A 25,125-nucleotide genomic window follows, 5' to 3' on the forward strand; every position below is an offset into this window, starting at 1 on the left:
TTGTTTGTTGTTATATGTGATTCATTCTATTGTATTCGGTCAGTTTCTCGACGAGAATCTTTTTAAGGTTTTCGTGCGTAGTATCCAGGCTGTTAGCCGATATCGCTACGGCACTTCCAAAAGATTTATAGTTGGCTGTCATCGCCTTGCGCTTAAAGCTGTTTTTTTGGGCAGCGATAAAGGCTTCGGGGTCTTTAAGGACGATGTTCACAAAGTTCTGGTTTACGACAGCGGTTTCTGTGATAGCGGTAATGTCTTCCCACGGAATAAATCCGGCGCTGATGCCACTAGAATTGTCGGTAACTCCTTTGGAGGAGATGATAAGTCCGTCGGATTGCGTGCTTAGCTTTCGGATAGCCGTAATGGCAATAAAGCCAAAGAAAAGGATGGCTATGCTACCCATAATCAGCACAAATAGGGGAGAATCTATCGGCCTGTCGATTTCTTGGTGTTTGGCGACCAGCCAGATTCCGATAAGCACAAACAAGGCGGCACCCAGAATAGTAAGGACTATTTTTTTCCGGCTTAGCTTTATGATTATGGTTTCTGAGGCGGGCGTATTCATTTTTGTTTAATTAGCTGGCTTACAGAAATTGGGTCGGTTGGATTTTGAATTACTTTCTGAAAACCAGCCCAAAAATAAGGATTATAAGTAGGTTTAAAAAATGATTTAAAAATTATTTTCATTGTTTTTATTGGTCAAAATGAATATTCCACCTATCTTTGACGGGTATTCAAAAAATTCCGGAAAACATGTTTGAATTTCAACAGTATTTAGGTTTCTTACTTTTCTTAACCATCTTGACAATCGGCTTCTGGCTGATGATCTTCTTGGTGAGCTTCCTGCCTTATTGGATTGGCGGCGCTTTATTCGAAAGATATAAAGAAAGAAGAGCTAAAAAGAAACAAGAGTCATTGAGCTAATCATCTGTACTCAAAATAAAAAGGGAACCAATGGTTCCCTTTTTTTATGGATAGCTCCGAACCTTTCGATCCGGAGCTGGTAATTCTTATCCGCCGTATTCTTCGCCGCCGCCGTTAGTATCGGCATCGGTTTTTCTAGGCTGTTTTTCTCTTTCGTTTTTCTTCTTGTTGAAACGGTACGTGAAAGAAAGGGTAATTTGTCTTTCTCTCCATTGCATTTCAGAATAGGCATTCTGCGTAGGCAGATTGGTTTCTGTAATTCTTTTTCTAGAATTGAAAAGGTCGTTTACGTTTAAAGCAACGGTTCCTTTGTCTTTTAGCACGTCTTTGCTAAACGCTAGGTTCGCGCTGATGATGCCTTTAGAACGTCCCTGTGCATTAGTCTGCGGCGCATTATACGTAGTGTTGGCCTGCCAGTCGATACCTAAAGGAAGGTTGATTTTAGAGTTGATTCGTGCAAACCAAGAATAAGCCGTGTTGCTGAAATCAATCGTTTCTGAAGCTCCAGATAAGTCGGTATACGTATAGCTTCCTTTAGTCTGGTTTCTGAACAAGTTAAAGTTGCTGTTCAATCTCCACCATTTATAAGGGTTGTACGATAACGTGAACTCAAATCCGAAACGGTCTTCTGTACCTACGTTTACCGGAGAAGTTACTAAAACGGCAGTTCCGTTTATTGTTTCCGTATTACGTACAAACTGTACGGCATCCTGCGTCCTGTTAAAGTACATAGAAGTGTTAAAAGTCAGCTGGTTCCATTTTTTAAGGTAGCCGAAATCAAACGCATCGGTCATTGACGGGTCTAGGTCCGGATTACCTCTGAACAGGTTGATGTTGCTCGACAGGCTCGAAAATGGATTGATCGAACGGGAGCGCGGTCTTGAAATCCTGCGGCTGTAGCTTAACGAAGCGCTGCTGCTTTCGCTGAACTCATACGCTAAAAAGGCACTTGGGAAAAAGTTGTTGTATTTTTTGTTTTTGTAGATGTTTTGTGTCAGCTGGTTGATGTCGATGTTCGAATCTTCCCAACGCAAGCCTACCAAGTAGGACATCTTGTTGATTTTGGTGCCGAACTGCGTATACAGCGCGTTTACTTTTTCTTTGTATTCTAGGGTGTTGGTGAACTGCGGATCGTTTTCCCAAGCTCCTGTTCCGTAGTTGAAATTTTCTACAGAATAATCAGTAAGCAGGTCGTTGAAGTTACCGCGGTATCCGGCCTCAAACTGGCTTTTTTCGCCAATTGGCAATACGTAGTCTGTCTGTAACAGCGTTCGGTTTTGTTCTTGTATGTTGGCGGTTCTCTGATCGCTTATCGGCAGATTGTTAAGTACATCGCGGCTAGGAATGTCGGAGTTCTCGTCGTCGTCGCTTTGAGAAAAAGAGACATCAACCGTCAGCTGGTGCCCGTCTTTTTTAAACTTTTTGATAAAGTTAGAAGAGAAATCTACGTTTTCGTCTTTTTCAGACTCGTCGCTAAAACGGTTCGTGATGCTTTGCAGGTTCATGCCTGCATCGTATTTGTGCTGGAAGACATTGTCTGGGTTTTCGCCAGAGCTTCTGCGGTACGAAAACGTATTGGTCCACGTTGTCGATTTGTCAAGATACCATTCCAAGCCAAAATTAGCATTGTAGCTTTTGTTAAGCCTTTCGTTGTTTCTTCTTTCTTTAAGGTAGCTTGTAATATCGCCGTTCTCGTCAAGATATTCCGTATCGGTCAGCGAGTTTCCTGGCCCTTTTCGGTAGCTGTAGCCTTGGGTCGTGAACAGGTTGAATTGTTCTGTTTTATAGTTGATCGTTCCGGTAAAGCCGTGATTCGCAGGATCTCCTGTCGTAGCTGTTACCGTACCGTTGATTCCTTGATTTTTTCCTTTTTTCAATACGATATTGATGATACCGCCGCCGCCTTCTGCATCATAACGTGCGGATGGGTTGGTGATTACTTCTACTTTGTCTACCGCATCGGCAGGAAGCAGTTTCAAGGCATCGGCAATGTTGATACCGCCAAGACCGGAAGGTTTTCCGTCGATCAAAATTCGTACGTTTTCGTTCCCACGAAGGCTTACGTTTCCTTCTACATCGACAGAAACAGAAGGTACGTTGTCTAAGACGTCGCTTACAGTTCCGCCTTTCACGATCATATCTTGTCCAACGTTATATACTTTTTTATCGAGCTTGATTTCTACGGTAGAGCGCTCGGCGCGGATTTCTACGGCATCTAGCATTTCGGCTTCGGCTTCTAGGGCAACAGTTCCGAAATCTTTGTCTTCTTGGATAGCCAACTGCTTCATTTCTATCGCCTTGAAGGAGATAAATTCAAATTTCACATCATAGGTACCTGCATTCGCCTCTATCGTAAATACTCCGTTTTCATCAGTCATTCCGCCAGTAATAATGTCAGGACGCTTGCTGTTTTGGAGGGTTACAGTCGCATATCCTAACGGAAGGGACGTAGATTTTTCGGTGATTTTTCCTGTAATCTTTACTTTTTTAGCCTGCGGCCTTTCTTGGGCAAGACTTAAAAGCGAAACGGAGAGCAATAGGAGGGTTATTGCAAATTTTAATTTTTTCATTAACTAGAATGTTGATTATTTAGCTTAAGACCGCAAAAGTAGCCTTTGGTTTAAGCCTGATTTCATAAAGGTTTGTTAAATACTGTCATTTAACATTCTTATACTATGTCGAGGATTTTTTCTGGCGGGCGACCCATGACCGCTTTGTTTCCGTTGATGACAATCGGCCTTTCGATCAGTATCGGGTTTTCAATCATGATCTTGATGATTGCTTCGTCAGATACTTCTTTTCCTTTGAAGTTTTTCACCCAGACGTCTTCTTTTTGGCGGACAAGCTCGATTGGTGCTATGCCCAACAGCTTGATGATGGTTTGTAATTCTTCAAAAGAAGGCACGTCCGTAAGGTATTTTACGACCTCAAATGCTTTCCCTGATTTTTCGACAAGCTCGAGTCCTTCCCTAGATTTTCCGCAGCGTGGATTATGATAGATTTTGATCATGATTTTTTCTATACGCAGTTTAGTGAGCTGCAAAGAAATGAAATGCAAATTAAAAATAGGCCAATATGTTGTAACAATTGAATAAATTAGGGGTCAAATAAATTCAAGCACAAAAAATAAGAATATGTTTATAGCACAGGGTTTTAAGAGTAAGGACAACGCGTTTTGGAAATATATAGTCGGTTCGATATTGATCATTATTGCTTCTACAGCAGGACAGTTTCCGTGGATTATTGCGATCGGGATAAAATCGTTGACAGAAAAAGAGGAGTTTCCGCAAGATCAAAACACAATGATGACCTATTTGAATTCGAACCTGACTTTGTTTTTCATGCTGATTTCGTTTGTCTTTGCCATGCTTGGGTTGTATCTGATCGTTAAATATTTCCACAAGCAAAAGTTTATCGAAGTGGCGACTTCGCGAAAAAAAATGGACTGGTCGCGTTTTTTCTTTTCTTTCGGACTTTGGGCAGTGATTACCACAGTCGTAACCATTGCAACGTACTATGCTTCTCCAGAGAACTACGAAATTAATTTCCAGCCGGTTCAGTTTGCGGTTCTTGCCATTATCGCAATAGCCTTGATTCCGATACAGACGAGTACGGAGGAATATGTTTTTAGAGGGTACTTGATGCAGGGATTTGCACTTTTGGCAAAAAATAAATGGTTTCCGTTAGTAATGACTTCTTTGATTTTCGGACTGTTGCACATTATGAATCCAGAGGTAGAGAAGATGGGCTACATTATCTTGGTCTATTATATAGGCACGGGATTGTTTCTAGGTATTGTAGCGCTAATGGACGAAGGTATAGAGCTTTCGTTGGGCTTTCATGCCGCGAATAATCTGATAGGAGCGTTGCTGGTGACATCGGATTGGACGGTTTTCCAGACGCATTCGATCTTAAAAGACCATTCAGAACCGACAGCGGGATTTGACGTTTTGCTTCCTGTGTTTGTCATTTTTCCGATTCTTTTGTTTATCTTTAGTAAGAAGTATAAATGGAATAACTGGAAGGAGAAGCTCACAGGAGTTATTGTTCCTTCCACAAAAGAGAGTTTTCACGAAATTAATGAATTAGGAAAAAACGATGAATAACCCAACCTACCATAGCGTCCACAACCGTTTTAAACTGAACGGCTTTCATCTTGACAAGGATGACTTGTGCCGTGTGGCGTATAGCTTTATCAAAGAAGGAGAAGCTTTTGAACGACCTGTCGGTATCTTTATACTGGATTGGTTTGATGAAAAGGAATATATCGAAATGACGACTTCGGGAACGACGGGAGCGCCTAAAAAGATTAAGGTAAACAAGCAGGCCATGGTCAATTCGGCTTTGGCGACAGGCGATTTTTTTGATCTGGCACCCGGAAATAAAGTCCTTCATTGCCTTCCGGCACAATATGTGGCAGGCAAGATGATGTTTGTCAGGGCGTTTATTTTAGGACTGGATCTCGATTTTGTAGAACCTACATCAACGCCTTTAGAAAGGAATGATGAAACCTATGATTTTGCGGCCATGGTACCGCTACAGGCACAGCATTCTTTAGCACAGCTTGGACAAATCAAGAAATTGATTATTGGCGGCGCGAAGGTCAGCTCGGCTTTGGCAAATGAACTGCAGCAAGTTTCTTCTGCTATTTTTGAGACGTATGGCATGACGGAAACAATAACTCATATTGCGGCGAAAAGAGTAGGAGAAGAAGCCTTTCAAGTTCTGCCAGGCATTACGGTTGCAGAAGACGAAAGGCATTGCTTGGTCGTAACGGCGCCTACCATTACAGATGAAGCCGTGGTGACGAACGATGTCGTAAAAGTCTTGAATGAGAACGAATTTATCTGGCTGGGACGTATCGATAATGTGATTAACAGCGGAGGCGTCAAGCTTTTTCCGGAACAGATAGAGGAAAAGCTGTCGCATAAGATTGAGCGGAGGTTTTTTATAGCTTCTCAGGAAAATGAGGAGCTTGGCGAAAAATTAGTCCTAGCAGTTGAAGGCGATCCATTTGTAATAGATGATGCTGCTTTTGGCGAATTAGGGAAATATGAAAAGCCGAAAGTAGTACTGTTTATTCCTAAATTTTTAGAAACACCGACAGGCAAGGTCTTGAGAAAAGAAAGCTTGTCGAGCGTATAGAAAAGAGCGCCAATTGGCGCTCTTTTTAATTATAATTTACTTTTATAAGAAACCTGTTGCTGTCAAACTTGACCGCTTCTTTGGTTTTCTTTATTTTGTAGGATTGCCAGTCATTTGTGGCTTCAAGCCGAATCTCCGTATCATTTACGAGTAAGACTACAGGCATTGAAAAATTAGTGACATCGGTATGCCATCTGAATTTCACTTCTTTCTTTCTTATTTCTACATCCAGCTCCGGAATGTTTTTATGCTTTAAGTATTGTTCAAAAATAGGAGAGAGATTTCTGTTGGTTTCGGTATTGAAAAAAGCAATGACCGTTTCGGTATCGATTATCTTATGACGGTAGGTTTCGGAATATTTCAATAGTATCTGCCACCATTTAGGATCGTCATTTACAATATGGCGCAACGTATTCAGCAGCAATGCTCCTTTATAATACATGTCGTTTGAGCCTTTGTCATTGACGCCGTAGGTTCCGATAATCGGAGCTTTGTTGGAAATACGGTTTTTCTGTCCGTTGATATACTCCATCGCCTTTTCATAGCCGTACAAGCATTCTACAAAAACAGATTCAGAATAGGTCGTAAATCCTTCATGAATCCACATGTCGGCGATATCTTTAGAGGTAATGCTGTTCCCGAACCATTCGTGGCCGCTTTCGTGGATGGTGATATAGTCGAAAAGCATGCCTATGCCTGTGCCTGAAATATCGCTTCCCATATAGCCTTTCCTGTATTTATTTCCATAAGCCACAGCACTTTGGTGCTCCATACCTAAATAAGAAGTTTCGACTAATTTATAGCCGTCTTCTGCAAAAGGATATTTGCCGAATTTGGACTCAAAACAGTCCAGCATCGGTTTTACTTCTTCAAAATGCTGTTTTGCTTTTTCTTCGTTTTCACGTAAGACATAATAGTCAAGATCTAGTCCGTTGTGGGTGTCGTGCAGATGTGCGTAGTCGGCAACGTTTATGGTAATATCGTAATTGTTGATCGGGTTTTTTACTTCCCAGTCCCAGCGCGTGTAGCCGTTTTTGAGGTCTTCACTTCCAATGAATCTTCCGTTGGAAACGTTCATCAGTCCATTAGGCACGGCGACTTTTATCGTAGCGCCCAAATCCGGCTCGTCATGTTGGGAGTCTTTGACAGGATACCATAAGCTGGCTCCCGTGCCTTGTACGGCAACCCCAATCCAAGGCTTGTCTTGGCTATCGCTTTTAAAGACAAAGCCTCCGTCCCAAGGCGGGTAGTTTGCAATTAATGGGTTTCCGGAATAATAAAAACGAATTTTCTTATTTAGTTCGTCAACGGTTAGTGGTTTTTCAAAAGAAATAAAAACAGCTCCAAATTCTCTTTTATAGTTTAGTTGCTTTCCTTCAAAAACAATGCTGTCGATTTTCATATTTTCAAATAAATCGACTTGGATTTGCGACGCCGTATTTAAAATCTTAAAAGTAATGTCGTTATAGCCGACGATGGATTTTTTTTCTGGGTCTATGGTGATATTCAAGTCATAACGCTGTACGTCATAGCTGGTTCTTTCTAACGAAAAACCGCCACGCAGTGAATCTTTTCTGGTGAATTGTTGGGCTGAAACTTGCAGTCCAATAAAGAAGAGAAAATAAGGAAAGAATTTTACCATGCTTGATTATGGTTTTACTGCCTTGATAATTGTAAAAGTACGAATCTTTTTATCGCCTGTGTTACTCAGCACTTCTTCTTGCTCTGATAGCGTATTTGCAATCGTAAATCCGGCATCCTGCAACAAAGCTCTTGCTTTTTCATTTTCATAAAGCTCAAAGCCGTATTTTGAAAACGGAATCTTTTCCATGACCTCTTTGGGAATAAAAGCCAGGATAAATTCGCCTTTTGGTTTTAGGACTCTAAAAATCTCTCTTATGTATTCTTCTGGGTTTTTCCAGAAATAGATGGTATTTGTAGTAAAGATGCTATCAAAAGCAGTATCGGGATGGGCTATTTTTTCTCCGTCGGTCCATTCAAAAACAGCCTTGTCGGTATTGGTAAATTCTGAATTAAGCTTTGTGGCTTCTTCGACCATGAGTTTGGAAACATCAATTCCATAATACTTTATATTGGAATTAACTTCAAATAGATATTTGATATGCGCGCCGTTTCCGGGCCCGATTTCCAATAGGCTAGAATTGTCTTTGATTTCGATTTGGGCAATGGTGTTGCGAATCATATTATCATTCGCAACGTTCATGCTATAGGCCGTCTGTATGCCATTTTCGCCATTGGGATGGCTCAATTGACTAGCTAGTTCTTGTAATTCTTTTTCGTCAAGGTTCCCCATACTGATTAGACTTGGATGACACCTAGGTTAAATTGCTTTTCAATAGGAGCATGGTTCGCGGCTTCGATTCCCATTGAAATCCAAGTTCTGGTTTCTAGAGGATCGATAACAGCATCAGTCCACAAGCGCGAAGCAGCATAGTAAGGAGAAACTTGTGCGTCGTATTTTGCCTTGATCTTGTCAAAAAGCTCTTGTTCTTTGGCTTCGTCGATTACTTCGCCTTTGGCTTTTAGGGAAGAAGCTTCAATCTGCATTAAAACTTTTGCGGCTTGAGTTCCGCCCATAACAGCTAGTTCGGCACTTGGCCATGCAAAAATAAGTCTCGGGTCGTAGGCTTTTCCACACATGGCATAGTTTCCGGCACCATAGGAGTTGCCGACCACTACCGTGAATTTAGGAACTACAGAATTGGAAACGGCATTGACCATCTTAGCACCGTCTTTGATGATGCCTCCGTGTTCTGATTTGCTTCCTACCATAAATCCGGTCACGTCTTGAAGGAATACCAGCGGAATTTTTTTCTGGTTGCAGTTGGCGATAAAACGCGTAGCCTTGTCGGCAGAATCAGAATAGATTACGCCTCCGAACTGCATTTCGCCTTTTTTAGATTTGACAACTTTACGTTGGTTGGCAACGATTCCGACCGCCCAGCCGTCAATTCGGGCATAACCAGTAATAATCGTCTGTCCGTAGCCTTCTTTATAGGCTTCAAATTCAGAATTATCGACCAAACGCTTGATGATTTCCATCATGTCGTATTGCTCGGTTCTTAATTTAGGCAATACGCCGTAGATTTCTTTTTCATCAAGGGCAGGTTTTTCTGCTTTAATTCTGTTGAAACCAGCCTTTTCGTAATCGCCGATCTTGTCTACTATATTTTTTATCTTGTCTAAAGCATCTTTGTCGTCTTTTGCTTTGTAATCTGTCACGCCAGAGATTTCACAATGTGTCGTAGCGCCGCCAAGCGTTTCATTGTCGATGCTTTCGCCGATTGCCGCTTTGACCAAATAACTTCCTGCTAGGAAAATACTTCCGGTCTTGTCCACAATCAGGGCTTCGTCGCTCATGATCGGAAGGTAAGCTCCACCGGCAACACAGCTTCCCATGACGGCAGCAATCTGGGTGATTCCCATGCTGCTCATGATGGCATTGTTTCTAAAAATTCTTCCGAAATGTTCTTTGTCAGGAAAGATTTCATCTTGCATCGGCAAATAAACACCGGCACTATCTACCAAATAGATAATCGGCAATCTGTTTTCCATGGCAATTTCTTGGGCGCGAAGATTTTTCTTTCCGGTAATCGGAAACCAAGCTCCGGCTTTAACGGTCGCATCGTTGGCAACGACAACGCATTGCTTTCCTTTGACATACCCAATCTTGATTACGACGCCGCCAGAAGGGCATCCGCCGTGCTCGGCATACATGCCGTCGCCTACAAAAGCGCCGATTTCGATGCTTTCTTTTTTATCGTCAAGAAGATAATCGATTCGTTCTCGAGCCGTCATCTTGCCTTCTGCGTGTAGTTTTTCTATTCTTTTTTCGCCTCCGCCTAGTCTAACTTTTGCGAATCGTTGCTTTAAATCTGATAGTAAAAGTTTGTTGTGGTCTTCGTTTTTATTGAAGTTGATGTCCATAATGTATTTGAGTGTATTTTGCTTATTTTTTGAGATTGCTAAAGTACGAAAACGTTTGCAATAAAAAGAAACTGAGTTTGCAGGCAAGGCTTTTCCAATATTATCAAATCGTAAATTTTGATAACTGCTTATTTATGATTTGTTAATATTGCCTTAACATTAAAGAGATACATTTGCAGCAATAAATAACAAACCTATGTCTTTAAACAGTATTTTCCAGTTTTTAGTTCCTAAAGATAAAAAGTTCTTTCCTCTTTTCGAACAAGCTTCACAAAATTTAATTTTATTAGCTGAAACATTGCACGAGGCTGTAAATGCTCCAAAATTAGAAAGAGAAAATTACTTTAGAAAAATTGAAGAGCTAGAAGCTATTATTGAGGAAATTACGCATAAGACCCATCTTGAGCTAAGCCGAAATTTTATTACTCCTTTTGACCGTGAAGATATTTTTGCCTTGGTAAAATCGATGGATGATGTTGCTGATTATATGCACGGTGCGGCGAGCAGAATGCGTTTGTATCAAGTAGAAAAAATTACAAAATCGATCCGTAAGCTAACAGAAATCAATCTTGAAGCTTGCCAGCACATTGGTGTTGCAATAAAAGAACTAAAAGATTTGAAAAATCTAAAAGCGATTTCTGATGCCTGCAAGAAAATCAACAAATTAGAAAGCAAAGCAGATAACGTTTTTGACAAAGCGGTTGCTGATATTTTTGAAAATGAAACTGATGCTAAAAACATCATTAAATACAAAGAAGTTTTGTCGGCACTTGAATCAGCTTCTGATAAATGCAAAAGTGTAGCAAATGTTCTAGAATCAGTGGTGGTTAAGCACTCTTAAATATCATTTTTGACTCAACAATCTTATGGATTTTACGATATTAATTGTCATAATCGTTCTTGCATTAATCTTTGATTATATCAACGGTTTCCATGATGCTGCGAACGCGATTGCAACTATTGTTGCGACAAAAGTGCTTACTCCATTCCAGGCTGTTGTTTGGGCGGCATTCTTTAACTTCTTGGCGTATTGGGTGTTTGGATTTGGAGTGGCCGATACGGTTGCCAAAACGGCCAATACGATGGAGATCAACTTAACGGTTATCTTGGCCGGAATCATCGCGGCAATTTGCTGGAATTTATTGACTTGGTGGCTGGGAATTCCTTCCAGTTCTTCTCATACGCTAATCGGTGGTTTTGCCGGAGCAGCTATTGCTCACGCTGGTTTTGACGTGGTTACTTGGTATAAAGCTGGAAGCGATGGAGGCATGCCTTCAGGTGTGGTTATCATTATCGCCTTTATTGTCTTGGCGCCTCTGCTCGGAGCTTTGGCTTCCTATCTGATTTCGATTTGGCTTCTCAATTCCTCCAAAAAAAGCATTTATCCTAAACTATTTACTGGAGCTTTGATGATTGCTACGATCGTATTTGTTGCATATCAAATGATTCCTTACGAAAAAATCAAAAAGCCTCGTTTTGATTCGCATTTTTGGAGTGTTGCTTTTGAAGCGCACAATATCAAGTGGTTTTTAGTAGCATTTATCATATTGTCTGTTAGTACCTTCTGTTTGTTTTTCAGCAGATTGAGCCATAGTAAAGCCGAGTCTTGGCTGAAAAAAATGCAGCTTCTTTCTTCTGCTGCCTTCAGTTTAGGACATGGTGGAAATGACTCGCAAAAAGTTATGGGTATCATTGCTGCTGCTGTGGCTGTGTATATACACACCAACGGTTTGTCTCAAGAAAGCATGCCGGAGTGGCTGAACGTGATACTTCCTAATGAAACAGGAGATTTCCATATGCCAGCTTGGATTCCGCTAGCGTGTTATTCTGCTATTGCTGCAGGAACGTTGAGCGGCGGATGGAAAATCGTGAAGACAATGGGTTCTAAAATTACAAAAGTAACTTCTTTTGAAGGTGTTGCTGCCGAAACAGCTGGAGCATTGACTTTATATTTTACTGAGCATTTGAAAATTCCGGTAAGTACAACACATACTATTACAGGTTCTATTATCGGTGTTGGATTGACAAAACGTGTCTCTGCGGTGCGCTGGGGAGTTACTGTAAGCTTGATTTGGGCATGGGTATTGACCATTCCGATCTCGGCATTGCTTGCAGCCTTGATTTATTATGTTTTAAATCTCTTTATGTAAGTAAAGAAAAAAATAATACTAAGAAACCATTGCTTTTGCAGTGGTTTTCTGTTTTAGGTAATCCTTAACTAATTCCTGTTGGATAAATAGTTATTTTTAATAAAATTTGAGATATGACAAGAAACTTAATTATTCTTTCGATAATGGTAGCAAATACGGCTGTAGCACAACTAAAAAAGGTGGATTATAAAGATAATACGCAGGTGCTAAGCGGTATTTCTGTTACGCCTAAAAAAGCAATGGCTAATAAGCCTGGTGTTTTGATTCTTCCAGCTTGGAAAGGAATCGATGAGCATTCACAAGAAGTTGCCACTGAACTAGCAGCTATGGGATATTATGTCTTTGTGGCCGACATCTACGGTGTTGACAAAAGACCTAAAGACGGAAAAGAAGCAGGTGAAAAATCAAGCTATTACAAGACGAATATCACAGAATACCAAAAAAGAATTTCGTTGGCTTTGGCAGAATTAGTCAAGCAAGGTGCTAATGCCGAGAATATAGCCGTAATTGGTTATTGTTTCGGCGGAACTGGCGCTTTAGAAGCAGCTAGGGTGAACATGAAGGTAAAAGGCGTAGTGTCATTCCACGGAGGCTTGAGCAGAGATGCTTCCAGAGAAATTAAGGATATAGCTCCAAAAGTCTTGGTACTTCATGGCGCTGATGATCCTTACGTTTCGGAGAAAGATATCAAGGATTTTCAAAATGAAATGCGAACTGCAAAAGCCGACTGGCAGATGAATTATTATGCCGATGCTGTGCATGCTTTTACAGAAAAAAGTGCTGGAAATGATAATTCTAAAGGAGCAGCTTATAACGAATTAGCGGACAAACGCTCTTGGGAAGCAATGAAATTGTTCTTCAAAGAGATTTTGAAATAATTATTGATAGGCGCTTTCTGTTTCTTCTTCTTGCTTGAATATAATTGGCAACGAGATAAAAAAGGAAGTGCCTAATTCTTTTCCTGGGCTTTTTGCAAAAATTTGCCCTTTGTGCAATTCAACAAACGACTTGCAGATTGAAAGGCCTAATCCGTTGGAACTTTCTTTTCCAGTCGGTTTCGAGCTTAGCTTGGCGAATTTTTTGAAAAGCTTGTCAGCGTCTTCGTCATTTAAACCTTGCCCTTGGTCTTTGAATTCGATTTCTACAAAGTCGTCAATCTTTTTAGCGATAATCTTGATAGTAGAATTGCTGTACGAATATTTGATAGCATTGCTCAAAAGATTGTGCAGCACGTCGGAAATTTTAGTTTTGTCAATATTGATTTTTGGCAAGGAATCTTCAATCGTTAGCTCAATAATCTGATTTTTCTTATTGGCCAGCAATTCAAAATTGTTAATCAAGCGATCTAGCATTTCTTTTAGATCGGCTTCTTCGATAGAAAGCCTTTGTTCTTTTTCTTCATCTTCCGAAAGCTTGAGCAGGTCAGCTAATTTATTTTGTATAGTGGCTACGCAGCGCTTGATCATGTCGGTCATCTTAGGCGTTTTTGACGTATCCATCCTCAAGATATCATTCGCAAGGCTTATAGAAGCCAGCGGATTTTTGATTTCATGCAGGGCAATTCCCATCAAATCATTTTGCGATTTGATAATTGTATTGTAGCGGAGCCTGCTTTCGAGCTTATTCATCACAATATCGGAAAGCGTACGGAGCATTGCCATCTGATGTTCGGTTACTTCTTTTGGAACGCTGTCAATAACACAAACGGTACCCATAGAATAGCCTTCTGGAGATTTTAAAGGAGCGCCGGCATAAAATCGTATGCCATTGGTAGCGGTAACAAATGGATTTTTTAGCAAATCAGGAACGGAATGCGTGTCATTAAAAACCGTCATTTTTTCATCTAAAATAGCCAAAGAACATAAGCTGTCTTCTCGAGAAACTTCGCTGGCTTGGAAATCACCAATATTTGCCTTGAAATAGACGCGATGTTCATCAACAAAAGTCACGAAAGCATTTTTAGTATTAAATATCTGCGAAGCTAGCAAGGCAATTTTGTCGAAAGTATCTTCGGAATGCGTATCTAAGACTTGATAGTCATACAGCTTTTGGAGCCTTAAGGCTTCATTACTGGGTATAATAGAAATTGGTTTTTTGTAGATCATATCTTTTAAGATTCTAATTTTAAAACCAATACGTTTGATTTAAAAATCTTTTGATAAAGATAGGACTCCAATTCAAGGAAATTGTTACACTTAAACCATATTTCTTAAAAAAATATTAAAATTAGCGAAATAAAAAAGCGTGAGCATAGCCCACGCTTTCAAGATTATTCTTCTTCTTTTTGTCCCATCATCATCAAAAATGCTTTTAAGAACTCGTCGATTTCGCCGTTCATCACAGCTTCAACATCACTGGTTTCATGGCCTGTCCTAACATCTTTGACCAATTTGTAAGGATGCATGACATAATTCCGTATTTGAGAGCCCCATTCGATTTTCATCTTTTTAGCCTCAATCTCGTCGCGCAACGCCTGTTTCTTTTTCAACTCGATCTCATACAATTGAGATTTCAGCAACTGCATCGCTTTGGTCTTATTATCTAGCTGAGAACGTGTTTCAGAATTCTCAATAATAATTCCTGTCGGATGGTGACGAAGACGTACAGCAGTTTCTACCTTGTTGACATTCTGTCCGCCTGCACCGCTTGAACGCATGGTTTCCCACGAAATATCAGCTGGATTGATCTCGATCTCAATCGTGTCGTCAGCCAAAGGATAAACATATACTGAGGCAAAAGAAGTGTGGCGTTTTCCATTACTGTCAAAAGGAGAAATTCTTACGAGGCGGTGCACGCCATTTTCGCCTTTTAGATAGCCAAAGGAATAATCGCCTTCAAATTCTAGGGTAACGGTCTTGATTCCGGCTACCTCGCCGGCCTGGAAGTTCAATTCCTTAATCTTATAACCGTTTTTTTCGCCCCACATCATGTACATTCGCATCAGCATCTGTGCCCAATCGCAGCTTTCTGTGCCGCCTGCGCCAGCCGTAATCTGAAGTACAGCGCTCAAGGTATCGCCCTCGTCAGACAACATGTTCTTGAATTCGATGTTTTCGATGTGCGTATTGGCTAAATTGTATTGCTCATCTAATTCGTCGGCAGTCATTTCGCCTTCTTTATAGAATTCGTAAGCAAGTTGCAATTCGTCGGCAAGAGAAACGGCTTTGTTGTAATCTTCGACCCATTTCTTCTTGGAACGCAATACTTTAACATACGCTTCGGCTTCTTTTGGATTGTTCCAAAAATCGGGAGCTAATGTTTTTTCTTCTTCGTTTGTAATTTCGATTAATTTCTTATCGACGTCAAAGATACCTCCTCAACGCACCAAGGCGCTCCACAATACCTTTAATTTGTTCGGTAGTTGTCATAAATTTTATACTTTTATACCCACAAAAATAAGGTATACTTTTGATATTATGGAAATAAATTTAGTAAGCGATACGGTAACCAAACCGACAAATGAAATGCTACAGCAGATGTTTCGTTCAAAAGTAGGAGACGATGTTTACAAGCAAGACCCGACCGTCAACGAATTAGAAGAAATGGTCGCAAATATATTTGGGATGGAAGCGGCACTTTTTTTCCCTTCAGGCACGATGGCAAACCAGACGGCTATAAAACTACATACGAATCCGGGGGAGCAGATTATTTGCGATAAATGGTCGCATATTTTTCATTACGAAGGAGGAGGGGCTTCTTTTAATAGCGGTGTTTCCTGCTGTTTGGTAGATGGTAAAAGAGGAATGATTACAGCAGAACAAGTAAGAGATGCTATCAATCCGCCTGATTTTTACCATAGCCCGCTGACCAGTTTAGTCAGCATTGAAAACACTACAAACAAAGGCGGCGGAGCTTGTTACGAGATGGATGACCTGATAAAGATAAAAGACGTCTGCAAAGAAAATAACTTGAAATACCATTTAGATGGTGCTAGATTATGGAATGCTTTAGTCGCAAAAAGACAAAATCCGAAGTATTTTGGAGAATTGTTCGATACTATTTCGGTATGTTTATCTAAAGGATTAGGAGCTCCGGTTGGTTCTGTTTTGGTTGGCGATAAAGAAACGATGAACCGCGCGTTGAGAGTTAGGAAAATTTTTGGAGGTGGCATGCGTCAGGCAGGTTATCTAGCAGCAGCAGGGATTTATGCTTTACAGCATAATGTGAGCCGCTTGCAGGAAGACCATAACAAAGCAAAAGAATTAGGCTTCATACTTAAACAATTACCTTGGGTTGAAAGTGTAGAGCCTGTGGAAACCAATATTTTGATTTTTGCGGTAAAACAGCAGTATAACGAAGCTGTAGTCATCGAAAAACTGAAACAGAAAAATATTTTTATCAGCTCTTTGGGTAAAGGAAAGCTACGAATCGTGACGCATTTGGATTACAGAGATGTTATGCATACGTATGTCATAGAAACCTTGCAGAAGCTTACTTTTTAGCTGTAGGCGATACGCTTTAGGCAGTAAGCAATTTGCATACAACCTAAAGCGTATTGCGTAAAGCTTATTTAAACAGGTCCATTCCAGGAATGTTTGGCATTCCGTCTTTAGCAACAGCTCCTAGTTCTGCTTCATTTACATTAGAAGCCTTTTGTATGGCTTTGTTCATAACTAGCACAAGGTAGTCTTCCAATTGCTCTTTATCGTCTAATAAGCTGTCATCTATTTCTATTGATTTTACAGTGCGATTTGCGGTCAATGTTACTTTTAAAAGCCCGTCACTGCTTTGTTCGTCAATCAAAACGAAATCAAGCCTTTTCTTGGTCTCTTCTATTTTTTGCTGGGTCTCTTTTAGCTTGCCCATCATTCCCATTATGTCTCCAAACATTGTTAATAATTTTTATGATTTGTAACTACGAAATTACTAAATTGCATAGTCATATTCAAGTGAGAATTCGATGAAAAATAAATTAATTTTGTGTTGCCTTTGTATTATTTTTGCAACTTCATATTCGCAAAATACATTTCGTAAAATGTCTATAACAATTCCCCCTCCTGTTGCAAAAAAAATACCGAAAACGCTAGAAAAACATGGCGACAAAAGAGTAGATGATTATTTCTGGCTCAACGATAGAGAAAATAAAGAAGTTATTGACTATCTGAACAGCGAGAACCAATATTATGAGCAGACGACTGCTCATACCAAAGAGTTTCAAAAAAGGCTCTTTGAAGAAATGAAAGGAAGGATCAAAGAAGACGATGCTTCTGTTCCGTATTTCTTTAATGGATATTGGTATATAACACGTTTCGAATTGGGCAAAGATTATCCAATCTATGCTCGAAAAAAAGGAAACCTTACGGCAAAAGAAGAAATTCTTTTTGATTGTAACGAATTGGCTAAAGGACATTCCTATTTTCAATTGGGCGGATTGAGCATCAGCCCTGATAACAAATATGCTTCGTTTGGAGTCGATATTGTAGGAAGAAGAATTTACACGGTTCAAGTAAAGGATCTTCAGACAGGAAAGATTTTTACGGATAAGATAGAAAATACGACGGGAAGCTCGACCTGGGCTAACGACAACAAAACGTTATTTTATACACAGCAAGACAAGCAGACCTTGCGTTCGGATAAAGTTTTTAAACATAAATTGGGCAAAAAACAATCTGAAGATATCTTGGTATACGACGAAGTAGACGATACTTTTAATGTTTCTGTAAGCAAAGAAAAATCAAAAAAATATATCGTAATCAGTTCTTCCAGTACGTTGACGACAGAGTTCAGGACGCTTTTGGCAGATAATCCTGATGGCGAATTTAAAGTTTTCCAGCCTAGAGTAAGAGGAATGGAATACAGCATAGCGCATTACAACGACAGTTTTTATGTCTTGACGAATAAAGATAATGCGACAAATTTCAAGTTGATGAAAACACCTGAAAATGCGACTTCCCAAGAAAATTGGAAAGATTTGATTCCGCATCGCGACGATGTTTTGCTAGAAGATATCGAAATTTTCAAAGATTATTTAGTAATAGGCGAGCGTTCCAATGGCTTGAACAAAATCAGAATTATGCCATGGAACGGAAAAGGGGAGTATTACCTTCCGTTTGGAAGCGAGACTTACACAGCTAATATTTCTACAAACCCTGATTTTGACACGCAGATTCTCCGCTATAGCTACCAATCTTTAGGCACTCCGTCTTCTGTGATTGATTTCAATATGAAGACCAAAGAAAAAGAAATCAAAAAAGAGCAGCAAGTTTTGGGCGGAAAGTTCGACAAGAACAACTATATCGAAGAAAGAGTTTGGGCTACAGCTCAAGATGGCACGAAAATTCCAATTTCTATGATTTATAGAAAAGGAATAAAGAAAGACGGTAAAAATCCTTTATTGCTTTATGCCTACGGATCATACGGCGCTACTATGGACCCATATTTCTCTTCTACGAGACTATCTCTTTTGGATAGAGGATTTATCTATGCCATCGCTCACATTCGCGGAGGCGAAGATATGGGACGATTATGGTATGAAAATGGCAAGCTGCTTCACAAGAAAAATACGTTTACTGATTTTATCGACTGTTCTAAATACGTAATTAACGAAAAATTCACCAGCAAAGAACATTTATATGCAGAAGGCGGTTCGGCTGGAGGATTATTGATGGGAGCAGTCGTGAATATGGCTCCAGAATTGTATCATGGCGTTATCGCTCAAGTTCCTTTTGTGGATGTCATAACGACCATGCTAGACGATACGATTCCGCTTACAACTGGTGAATATGACGAATGGGGAAATCCAAATGAAAAAGAATATTACGACTATATGAAATCATATTCGCCTTATGACAATGTAAAAGCGCAAGATTATCCGAATATGTATGTTTCAACCGGACTTCATGATTCGCAAGTTCAGTATTGGGAACCGGCAAAATGGGTAGCAAAATTAAGAACCCTGAAGACCGATAATAATCTGTTATTCCTTGATACTAACATGGATGCGGGTCATGGAGGTGCATCAGGAAGGTTTGAAGCGCTAAAAGAATTAGCTAAGGAATTTAGTTTTTTGTTAGATTTAGAAGGAATTGAAAACTAATTAGATTTTTTTTGTTAAATTTGCAAGGATTTGAGGTCAATAAAAATTCAATGAGTTGCCTTGATTAACTATTTTTTTATGAAAGAAGAAATAAAAGCTTATAATAATGTATTGGAATTAATAGGCAATACCCCGCTTATTAAGCTCAATAAAGTCACTGAAAATATAGAAGGCAATTTCTACGCAAAAGTAGAAGCTTTTAATCCGGGACACTCCACTAAAGATAGAATCGCATTATATATTATTGAAGAAGCAGAAAGGCAAGGAATCTTGTCTCCAGGCGATACAATAATTGAGACGACATCAGGAAATACCGGTTTTAGTATTGCAATGGTGAGCATTATAAAAGGCTATAATTGTATCTTGGCAGTAAGTTCAAAGTCATCAAGAGATAAGATTGATATGTTGAGAAGTATGGGAGCCAAAGTGTATGTTTGCCCTGCCCACGTATCAGCAGATGATGAAAGATCGTACTACAATGTTGCAAAACGACTACACGAAGAAACAAAAGGATCGGTTTATATCAACCAATATTTCAACCAGCTAAATATTGACGCGCATTACAAATCAACTGGACCGGAAATCTGGGAACAGACCAACGGAAAAATTACCCACTTAATTGCCTGCAGCGGAACAGGAGGAACTATTTCCGGAGCTGCGAAATTCCTTAAAGAAAAAAATCCAAACATTAGAATTTTAGGCGTTGACGCTTTTGGTTCTGTATTGAAAAAATACCACGAAACAAAAGAGTTTGATGCGAACGAAATCTACCCATACAGAATTGAAGGTTTAGGTAAAAACTTAATTCCTACAGCAACAGACTTCGATTCAATTGATAAATTCATAAAAGTTACTGACGAAGAAAGTGCGCATGCGACAAGAGAAATTGCTAAGAAAGAAGGCCTATTCGTAGGTTATACTTCTGGAGCGGTTCTTCAAGCGATCAAGCAATATGCTGAAGAAGGCGAATTCGACAAAAACAGTAACGTAATTGCTATTTTCCCAGATCATGGCTCAAGATACATGAGCAAAGTATTTAGCGATGACTGGATGAATGAGCAAGGCTTTTTTGACAGTATTAATGTTGAAGAAGCTCAGAAAATAGAATTCATAAAGTAAGATTTACTTATATCACATAAAAAAACTCCAGATAATTCTGGAGTTTTTTGTTTTTATATCATTTTTTGGAAATTAGCTTTTTGATACTTTTCCTGAACCGTTAACATTTTTATTTAGTTTCTTAGGTTCTCCATTATATTTGACACTTCCCGAGCCATGTACACTGGCTGTAAGAGTTCCTGTTGTAGCAGTCATTAGGTTTCCAGAACCGTGAACGCTGACATCAGAAGTTTCAGAGGTAAATTCGGAAGCGTTTAGTTGACCCGAACCATTAACATTTCCAGTAAAGCTGCTTGTTTTTCCTTTGAGAGTTAGTTTCCCAGAACCGTTGATTTCTGCACTTGTTTTATTGGTAGTCAAATATAGCTCAAGCTTCCCAGATCCGTCTAGTTTTGCAGACGCGTTGCCTGTACTGGCAACATTTAAATTGATTTTTCCAGAACCATTTAAAGATGCCGCAAAATTATCTGTTTTAATAGTAGCGTCAGAAGAGATATTTCCAGATCCTGATAAGCTAACTCCATCAAGCTTCTTAAAAGGAACTCTTACTGTTACACTGCCTCCTTTGAAGCTTATCTTTTTATTGCTTTCATAATAAATCTTCAACGTATTTCCTTTTACTTCAGTTACAAGATATTGCAATGATTTTTCATCGCCTTCAAGCGTAAGAGTATTTGAATCACTGGATACAAGAATGATTTTAGAAGAACCGCTGGATTCAATTTTAGAAAAAGCGCCGACCGTTCTGTTTTCAGTTTTGGTTTGTGAATTAGCCGTTAAAACGAAGAATAGGCCAAACAGCCATAAGAATTGTGTTTTTTTCATGATGATTTGATTTAATGATTTGAGTAAATGTAAGGAATTCCTATAAAACAAAAAACTCCTGAGCAATACTCAAGAGTTTTTATTTGGATTTATATTTTTTTTGGAACTATTCTTCTTCTTCCATTGTATGATAAACGTTTTGAACGTCATCATCTTCTTCAATTTTTTCTAGTAATTTTTCTACGTCAGCCACTTGATCTGCCGTAAGTTTTTTGGTCACTTGCGGAATTCTTTCAAATCCAGAAGAAAGGATTTCAATGCCTCTGTTTTCTAATTCTTTTTGGATAGCTCCGAAGCTTTCAAAAGGGGCATAAATCAAGATGCCGTCTTCGTCAGCAAAAATTTCTTCAGCACCAAAATCGATAAATTCCAGTTCCATTTCTTCAATATCGATTCCTTCAGCCGGAATCCTAAAATTGCAGGTATGGTCAAACATAAACTCTACAGAACCCTGAGTTCCCATAGTTCCGTTACATTTGTTGAAATAGCTTCTGATATTCGCAACAGTTCGGTTGTTATTGTCGGTAGCCGTTTCGATTAGGATTGCGATTCCGTGAGGTGCATATCCTTCAAATAAGACTTCTTTATAGTTTGCCGTGTCTTTGTCGGTCGCTTTCTTAATCGCTCTCTCGACATTATCTTTCGGCATGTTTACGGCCTTGGCATTTTGGATAACGGCTCTTAATCTAGAGTTAGACTCTGGATTTGGACCGCCTTCCTTAACCGCCATTACGATATCTTTTCCAATTCTTGTAAATGCTTTAGCCATTGCTGACCAGCGCTTCATTTTTCTATTTTTTCTGAACTCAAACGCTCTTCCCATTTCTAAAATTTTTTAAACGTTGCAAAAATAAGCTTATCCTTTTTTATTTCAAATCTATTTTTAATCTTTCGGGACATGTTTTGAAATAAATTGTTCGCCTGCCTGTTCCCAATTTGTATTTACGGCGACTTTCACTTGATAAAATTTGGCATTCAGCTTATTATAAGCTTCCGCTTCTTGGTTTACTTCTTTGATTAGGTTATTAAAATTGTCGATTTCTTGCTTTGTCCTGTTTTTCTCAAGTTTTTTCTCCAAAGATTCTTTGGTGTCTTCGGCTTGTTGGTTCAGCATAAGGAATGAAATTACTTTCGGTGTCAGTTCTAACGCTTCTTTTTTGTAAAATTCCAACGCTTTTTTGGTAGAGGCGATTAGGCTAGCATCCTTATTAAATGAAGCTATTCCTTCAAGCTTTTTTAGGCCTTCATTGGCATAGAGTTCTAAAGAAGAAGCATTTTGCTGTATGGTATTCAAATCCTTTTTTTCTATTGACTTCATCAAATTGATGTCGGTCACATTTACCTTAAAAAAAATAAGATACATTTCAGTATGATATTTGAAAACGGCATTCGAAATCTTCATCTTTTTTCCAAGAACAGAATTGTCCTCGGTAATTTGAATGTTATATTTTTTTCCAAAAAGTTTCTGGTTGGCATTTAATTTTTCGACTTCTTCATTAATTTTCTCATTCACCAGATCACGGGCCATAATGTAAGCTTCCATAAAATCATAGGATTGCTCGGCAACTTCTTGCATGTCGATAATTTTGCTGTAGTCGTCATTGATGTATTTTTCTGAGATGGCTAAATAGGCAAGGAGCTGGTCACGGTATTCTGTATCGCCTTTATAGCCTTCTTTAAGATTCGTAATTTTCTTTGTGGCATTTTGTATGGATTTCACCAGTGTTTTTCGAGTAGCGTCAATTCTTCTTGCGCTTTTGCTATGCGCTACAGCTTTGGTATAATTCCAGGTATTCCTTGAAATGGCATCCGTTTCTTTTCCGATAAAATTCAGATAGTCAATAGGAGTCTTGAAATCCTGAGCTTCAGCGACAACTAAACAAAACAAAGCCATAATGGTGAGGAAAATTTTCTTCATAGAATATTTAATCTTTTTGTGAAGCGTAGTAATCGGCAATTATGTTAATGCCTTCCAAGACATAAGCATTGGTTTTTAAGTCTTTGATTCGGTACTCGCTAATATTCTTCTGGAATTCATCAAATTTTAAAATTTCATTTTCATACGATGTGTTTGAAATCTCAAAATCAATTGGTGTTTCTATAAGTTTTTTCACGGAGTCAAAAACCGAATCGATGCTATGCACGTCATTGAAAACGCTTTCAAAGTTCAATACGATTGGCGCTTTTTGCGAATTGTATATCGAATTTACTTTTTCATTGACCGCTTTTACTTGATTGAAATAGTCATTAGTGCCGATTCTTTTTTTGCTTGCTACAAGCAGATTTTCAAAATCACTTCTAGAATAAGGCGTAAATTTCGCTTTTGAAGTAATGGCATCATTTTTTAATGCAGTCTTATAGCTTTTTTCTCTTGAAATTATTCCGTCATATAAAGTCGGTATTGCGATATCGGGAACGACTCCTGTTAACTGGTGGCTTTTTCCGGTGATTCTATAAAATTTCTCGATGGTCAGCTTCACGAAATCTTGCTCATTATCTTCTTCAATCGGAAGAATCTGTTGCATGGTAGCTTTGCCTAAGGTAGTTGAACCAGCAATGATGGCGCGATTATAATCTTGCATAGCTGCGGCAAAAAACTCGCTGGCCGAAGCAGAATTTCCGTTTACCAAAACAATGACAGGCCCGTTATAAATTGAGCCCCTATTAAAGTCTTTGATTACTTTCTGTTCCTTTTTATTATTAACTAAGATGGAAACCGGACCTGCATCGATAAACATCCCAGAAAGCTTTATGGCTTCTTCCATAGAACCGCCGCCATTGTCTTGCAGGTCAAGTATCAGTCCCTGGATGTTGTCTTTTTTCAATTTCAATATTTCTTTAGCCACATCGTCAGAAATGCCTTGGACGGTATTTTTGTCGAAATCAGTATAAAAGCTAGGGATACTGATATAGCCTATGCGCGTATCATTTTTTGAAACGATATAGCTGTAAGCCGCATGATCGTCTGCTTTCATGATTTTTTTCTGTAAGGTGACGTCATACAAACTTCCATTTTTCTTTCTCAATGAAAGCGTAATTTCCTTGTGCGTATCAGAAAAAATAATACTTCCGATGGTTTCTAGGGAGCTGCAGGATACCAAAAAATCTTCTCCTTTTTTAGGTGAAACTTTGATGACCTGATCGCCTTTTTCAATAATTTCGGTGCGTGCCGCTGGACCGCCTGGCACAATCTCTTGAACAACCAATTCGTCATTTTCGTTTAGGCTGACGTACATCCCGAGCGAAAGATTGTCAGTAGAAAGTTCTGAAAGGAAAGATGATTTTGTATCGTATGAAAAATAGGAGGTATGCGGATCGAAATAAGAGCAGAAAATAGTATAAAAACTATTGCGTATGTTTTTTTCGATACCGTCTTTTGAATCGATTCGGTTGTTGATCTTGCAGAGCGCAGTCTCAAATATTTTTTGCTTTGAGATTTTTTCTAGACTTACGAAGTTTTGTTTCAGCGAATCGTAATTTTTGCTGGCTTTGGCAATATCTTCTAGAATGTCGAATCGTAATCTTTTGGCATATACTTTACTCACATCTTCTGCTTTTACATAAAAAGGGAAATCTTTTTTTGTAAAGCGTACAGTGTCATTTGTAGTATAACTTAGTTTTTCTTTCTGCAGTTTTTCAATTGCCGATTTGCTTCGTTCTAATGCGGTCTTATATGTTTTTGCAAAATCATCAAAAAAAGAACAATCATTAGCAGCAATATAATTATCGAATTTGAATTTGTGTTTTGAAAGATAATCGTATTCCGATTTCAAGAAAATATTCTTGTCGGTGTCCAAATCATTCATCAAGGCTTCAAAAACATAAACCGATAGGCTGTCGTCTACCGGTTTAGGATTAAAGTGCTCGTTCTGTATGAGCGTATTTATTTTTATCAAAACATTGCAGGATTTACCACTGTCTTGCGAATAAGACACACAAGCAACAAACAGTAAAAACAGCCAGATTTTGTTCATGTAT

General features: G+C 39.1%; 22 protein-coding genes. 9 read left to right on the top strand and 13 right to left on the bottom strand.

What is annotated here, in order from left to right; all coding sequences use genetic code 11:
• Positions 1–10: 10 nt before the first annotated feature.
• Positions 11–565, bottom strand: coding sequence for an STM3941 family protein (locus GGR22_RS15105; RefSeq protein WP_182494342.1), 555 nt, complete (start codon positions 563–565; stop codon positions 11–13).
• Between the two features lie 188 nt (positions 566–753).
• Here GGR22_RS15105 and GGR22_RS15110 point away from each other — a divergent pair, with 188 nt between their 5' ends.
• Complete coding sequence (locus GGR22_RS15110; RefSeq protein WP_056073767.1) at positions 754–924, top strand: hypothetical protein; 171 nt, start codon at positions 754–756, stop codon at positions 922–924.
• A gap of 86 nt (positions 925–1,010) precedes the next feature.
• On the opposite strand, the gene GGR22_RS15115 is transcribed toward GGR22_RS15110, so the two are convergent.
• On the bottom strand, positions 1,011–3,494 hold the full coding sequence (locus GGR22_RS15115; protein WP_182494343.1) for an outer membrane beta-barrel family protein: 2,484 nt from the start codon (positions 3,492–3,494) through the stop codon (positions 1,011–1,013).
• A gap of 98 nt (positions 3,495–3,592) precedes the next feature.
• Positions 3,593–3,934, bottom strand: a complete 342-nt coding sequence (gene arsC / locus GGR22_RS15120; protein ID WP_182494344.1) for an arsenate reductase (glutaredoxin) — start codon at positions 3,932–3,934, stop codon at positions 3,593–3,595.
• Positions 3,935–4,058: 124 nt separating this feature from the next.
• On the opposite strand from arsC, the gene GGR22_RS15125 reads away from it, so the two are divergent.
• Together GGR22_RS15125 and GGR22_RS15130 are read left to right on the top strand one after the other, a co-directional pair.
• Positions 4,059–5,030, top strand: coding sequence for a CPBP family intramembrane glutamic endopeptidase (locus GGR22_RS15125; RefSeq protein WP_182494345.1), 972 nt, complete (start codon positions 4,059–4,061; stop codon positions 5,028–5,030).
• Complete coding sequence (locus GGR22_RS15130) at positions 5,023–6,069, top strand: AMP-binding protein (RefSeq protein ID WP_121377155.1); 1,047 nt, start codon at positions 5,023–5,025, stop codon at positions 6,067–6,069. Before GGR22_RS15125 ends, GGR22_RS15130 begins: the two co-directional genes overlap by 8 nt.
• Positions 6,070–6,094: 25 nt before the next feature.
• On the opposite strand, the gene GGR22_RS15135 is transcribed toward GGR22_RS15130, so the two are convergent.
• The 3 genes from GGR22_RS15135 to GGR22_RS15145 are packed head-to-tail and all read right to left on the bottom strand — an operon-like array spanning position 6,095 to position 10,017.
• A complete protein-coding gene (locus tag GGR22_RS15135; protein ID WP_182494346.1) occupies positions 6,095–7,711 on the bottom strand; it encodes a M1 family metallopeptidase in 1,617 nt (538 codons plus the stop codon).
• 6 nt (positions 7,712–7,717) lie between these two features.
• On the bottom strand, positions 7,718–8,383 hold the full coding sequence (locus GGR22_RS15140) for a class I SAM-dependent methyltransferase (protein ID WP_182494347.1): 666 nt from the start codon (positions 8,381–8,383) through the stop codon (positions 7,718–7,720).
• Positions 8,384–8,388: 5 nt separating this feature from the next.
• On the bottom strand, positions 8,389–10,017 hold the full coding sequence (locus GGR22_RS15145; RefSeq protein WP_182494348.1) for an acyl-CoA carboxylase subunit beta: 1,629 nt from the start codon (positions 10,015–10,017) through the stop codon (positions 8,389–8,391).
• A 196-nt stretch (positions 10,018–10,213) separates the two neighbouring features.
• Here GGR22_RS15145 and GGR22_RS15150 point away from each other — a divergent pair, with 196 nt between their 5' ends.
• The 3 genes from GGR22_RS15150 (at position 10,214) to GGR22_RS15160 (ending at position 13,045) form a co-directional block, all read left to right on the top strand.
• Positions 10,214–10,858, top strand: coding sequence for a DUF47 domain-containing protein (locus GGR22_RS15150; RefSeq protein WP_121377152.1), 645 nt, complete (start codon positions 10,214–10,216; stop codon positions 10,856–10,858).
• 25 nt (positions 10,859–10,883) lie between these two features.
• Positions 10,884–12,167 (top strand): inorganic phosphate transporter, encoded by a 1,284-nt coding sequence (locus tag GGR22_RS15155; protein ID WP_121377151.1) that lies wholly within the window; start codon positions 10,884–10,886, stop codon positions 12,165–12,167.
• A gap of 113 nt (positions 12,168–12,280) precedes the next feature.
• Entirely contained in the window at positions 12,281–13,045 is a 765-nt protein-coding gene (locus GGR22_RS15160; RefSeq protein WP_182494349.1) for a dienelactone hydrolase family protein, read from the top strand.
• Here the strand turns inward: GGR22_RS15160 and GGR22_RS15165 are convergent, their stop codons facing one another.
• A complete protein-coding gene (locus tag GGR22_RS15165) occupies positions 13,046–14,272 on the bottom strand; it encodes a GAF domain-containing sensor histidine kinase (RefSeq protein WP_121377149.1) in 1,227 nt (408 codons plus the stop codon).
• 164 nt (positions 14,273–14,436) lie between these two features.
• Positions 14,437–15,535 (bottom strand): peptide chain release factor 2 gene (gene prfB, locus GGR22_RS15170; RefSeq protein ID WP_121377148.1). Its coding sequence is split into 2 segments (ribosomal slippage): positions 14,437–15,471 and positions 15,473–15,535, totalling 1,098 coding nucleotides; the frame shifts between segments, so codons are not numbered across the junction.
• A 48-nt stretch (positions 15,536–15,583) separates the two neighbouring features.
• Between prfB and GGR22_RS15175 the strand changes: the two genes are divergently transcribed.
• Positions 15,584–16,609 carry a threonine aldolase family protein gene (locus tag GGR22_RS15175; protein ID WP_182494350.1) on the top strand — a complete coding sequence of 342 codons (1,026 nt, stop codon included), beginning with the start codon at positions 15,584–15,586 and terminating at the stop codon, positions 16,607–16,609.
• Between the two features lie 64 nt (positions 16,610–16,673).
• Here the strand turns inward: GGR22_RS15175 and GGR22_RS15180 are convergent, their stop codons facing one another.
• Entirely contained in the window at positions 16,674–16,997 is a 324-nt protein-coding gene (locus GGR22_RS15180) for a YbaB/EbfC family nucleoid-associated protein (RefSeq protein ID WP_182494351.1), read from the bottom strand.
• A 145-nt stretch (positions 16,998–17,142) separates the two neighbouring features.
• On the opposite strand from GGR22_RS15180, the gene GGR22_RS15185 reads away from it, so the two are divergent.
• Both GGR22_RS15185 and GGR22_RS15190 read left to right on the top strand, forming a co-directional pair.
• On the top strand, positions 17,143–19,203 hold the full coding sequence (locus GGR22_RS15185; protein WP_379730654.1) for a S9 family peptidase: 2,061 nt from the start codon (positions 17,143–17,145) through the stop codon (positions 19,201–19,203).
• Between the two features lie 78 nt (positions 19,204–19,281).
• Complete coding sequence (locus tag GGR22_RS15190) at positions 19,282–20,322, top strand: PLP-dependent cysteine synthase family protein (protein ID WP_121377144.1); 1,041 nt, start codon at positions 19,282–19,284, stop codon at positions 20,320–20,322.
• Between the two features lie 72 nt (positions 20,323–20,394).
• On the opposite strand, the gene GGR22_RS15195 is transcribed toward GGR22_RS15190, so the two are convergent.
• The 4 genes from GGR22_RS15195 to GGR22_RS15210 form a co-directional block, all read right to left on the bottom strand.
• Positions 20,395–21,147 carry a head GIN domain-containing protein gene (locus tag GGR22_RS15195; RefSeq protein ID WP_182494353.1) on the bottom strand — a complete coding sequence of 251 codons (753 nt, stop codon included), beginning with the start codon at positions 21,145–21,147 and terminating at the stop codon, positions 20,395–20,397.
• 106 nt (positions 21,148–21,253) lie between these two features.
• Entirely contained in the window at positions 21,254–21,970 is a 717-nt protein-coding gene (locus GGR22_RS15200) for a YebC/PmpR family DNA-binding transcriptional regulator (RefSeq protein WP_121377142.1), read from the bottom strand.
• 60 nt (positions 21,971–22,030) lie between these two features.
• Positions 22,031–23,065 (bottom strand): LIC11966 family surface protein, encoded by a 1,035-nt coding sequence (locus tag GGR22_RS15205; protein WP_182494354.1) that lies wholly within the window; start codon positions 23,063–23,065, stop codon positions 22,031–22,033.
• A gap of 7 nt (positions 23,066–23,072) precedes the next feature.
• The gene (locus GGR22_RS15210) at positions 23,073–25,121 is read right to left on the bottom strand and encodes a S41 family peptidase (protein ID WP_182494355.1); all 2,049 of its coding nucleotides are present in this window, start codon (positions 25,119–25,121) and stop codon (positions 23,073–23,075) included.
• Positions 25,122–25,125 lie beyond the last annotated feature (4 nt).

Origin of the sequence: Flavobacterium gossypii (genome assembly GCF_014138495.1) — a bacterium.
Taxonomy (GTDB): domain Bacteria; phylum Bacteroidota; class Bacteroidia; order Flavobacteriales; family Flavobacteriaceae; genus Flavobacterium; species Flavobacterium endophyticum.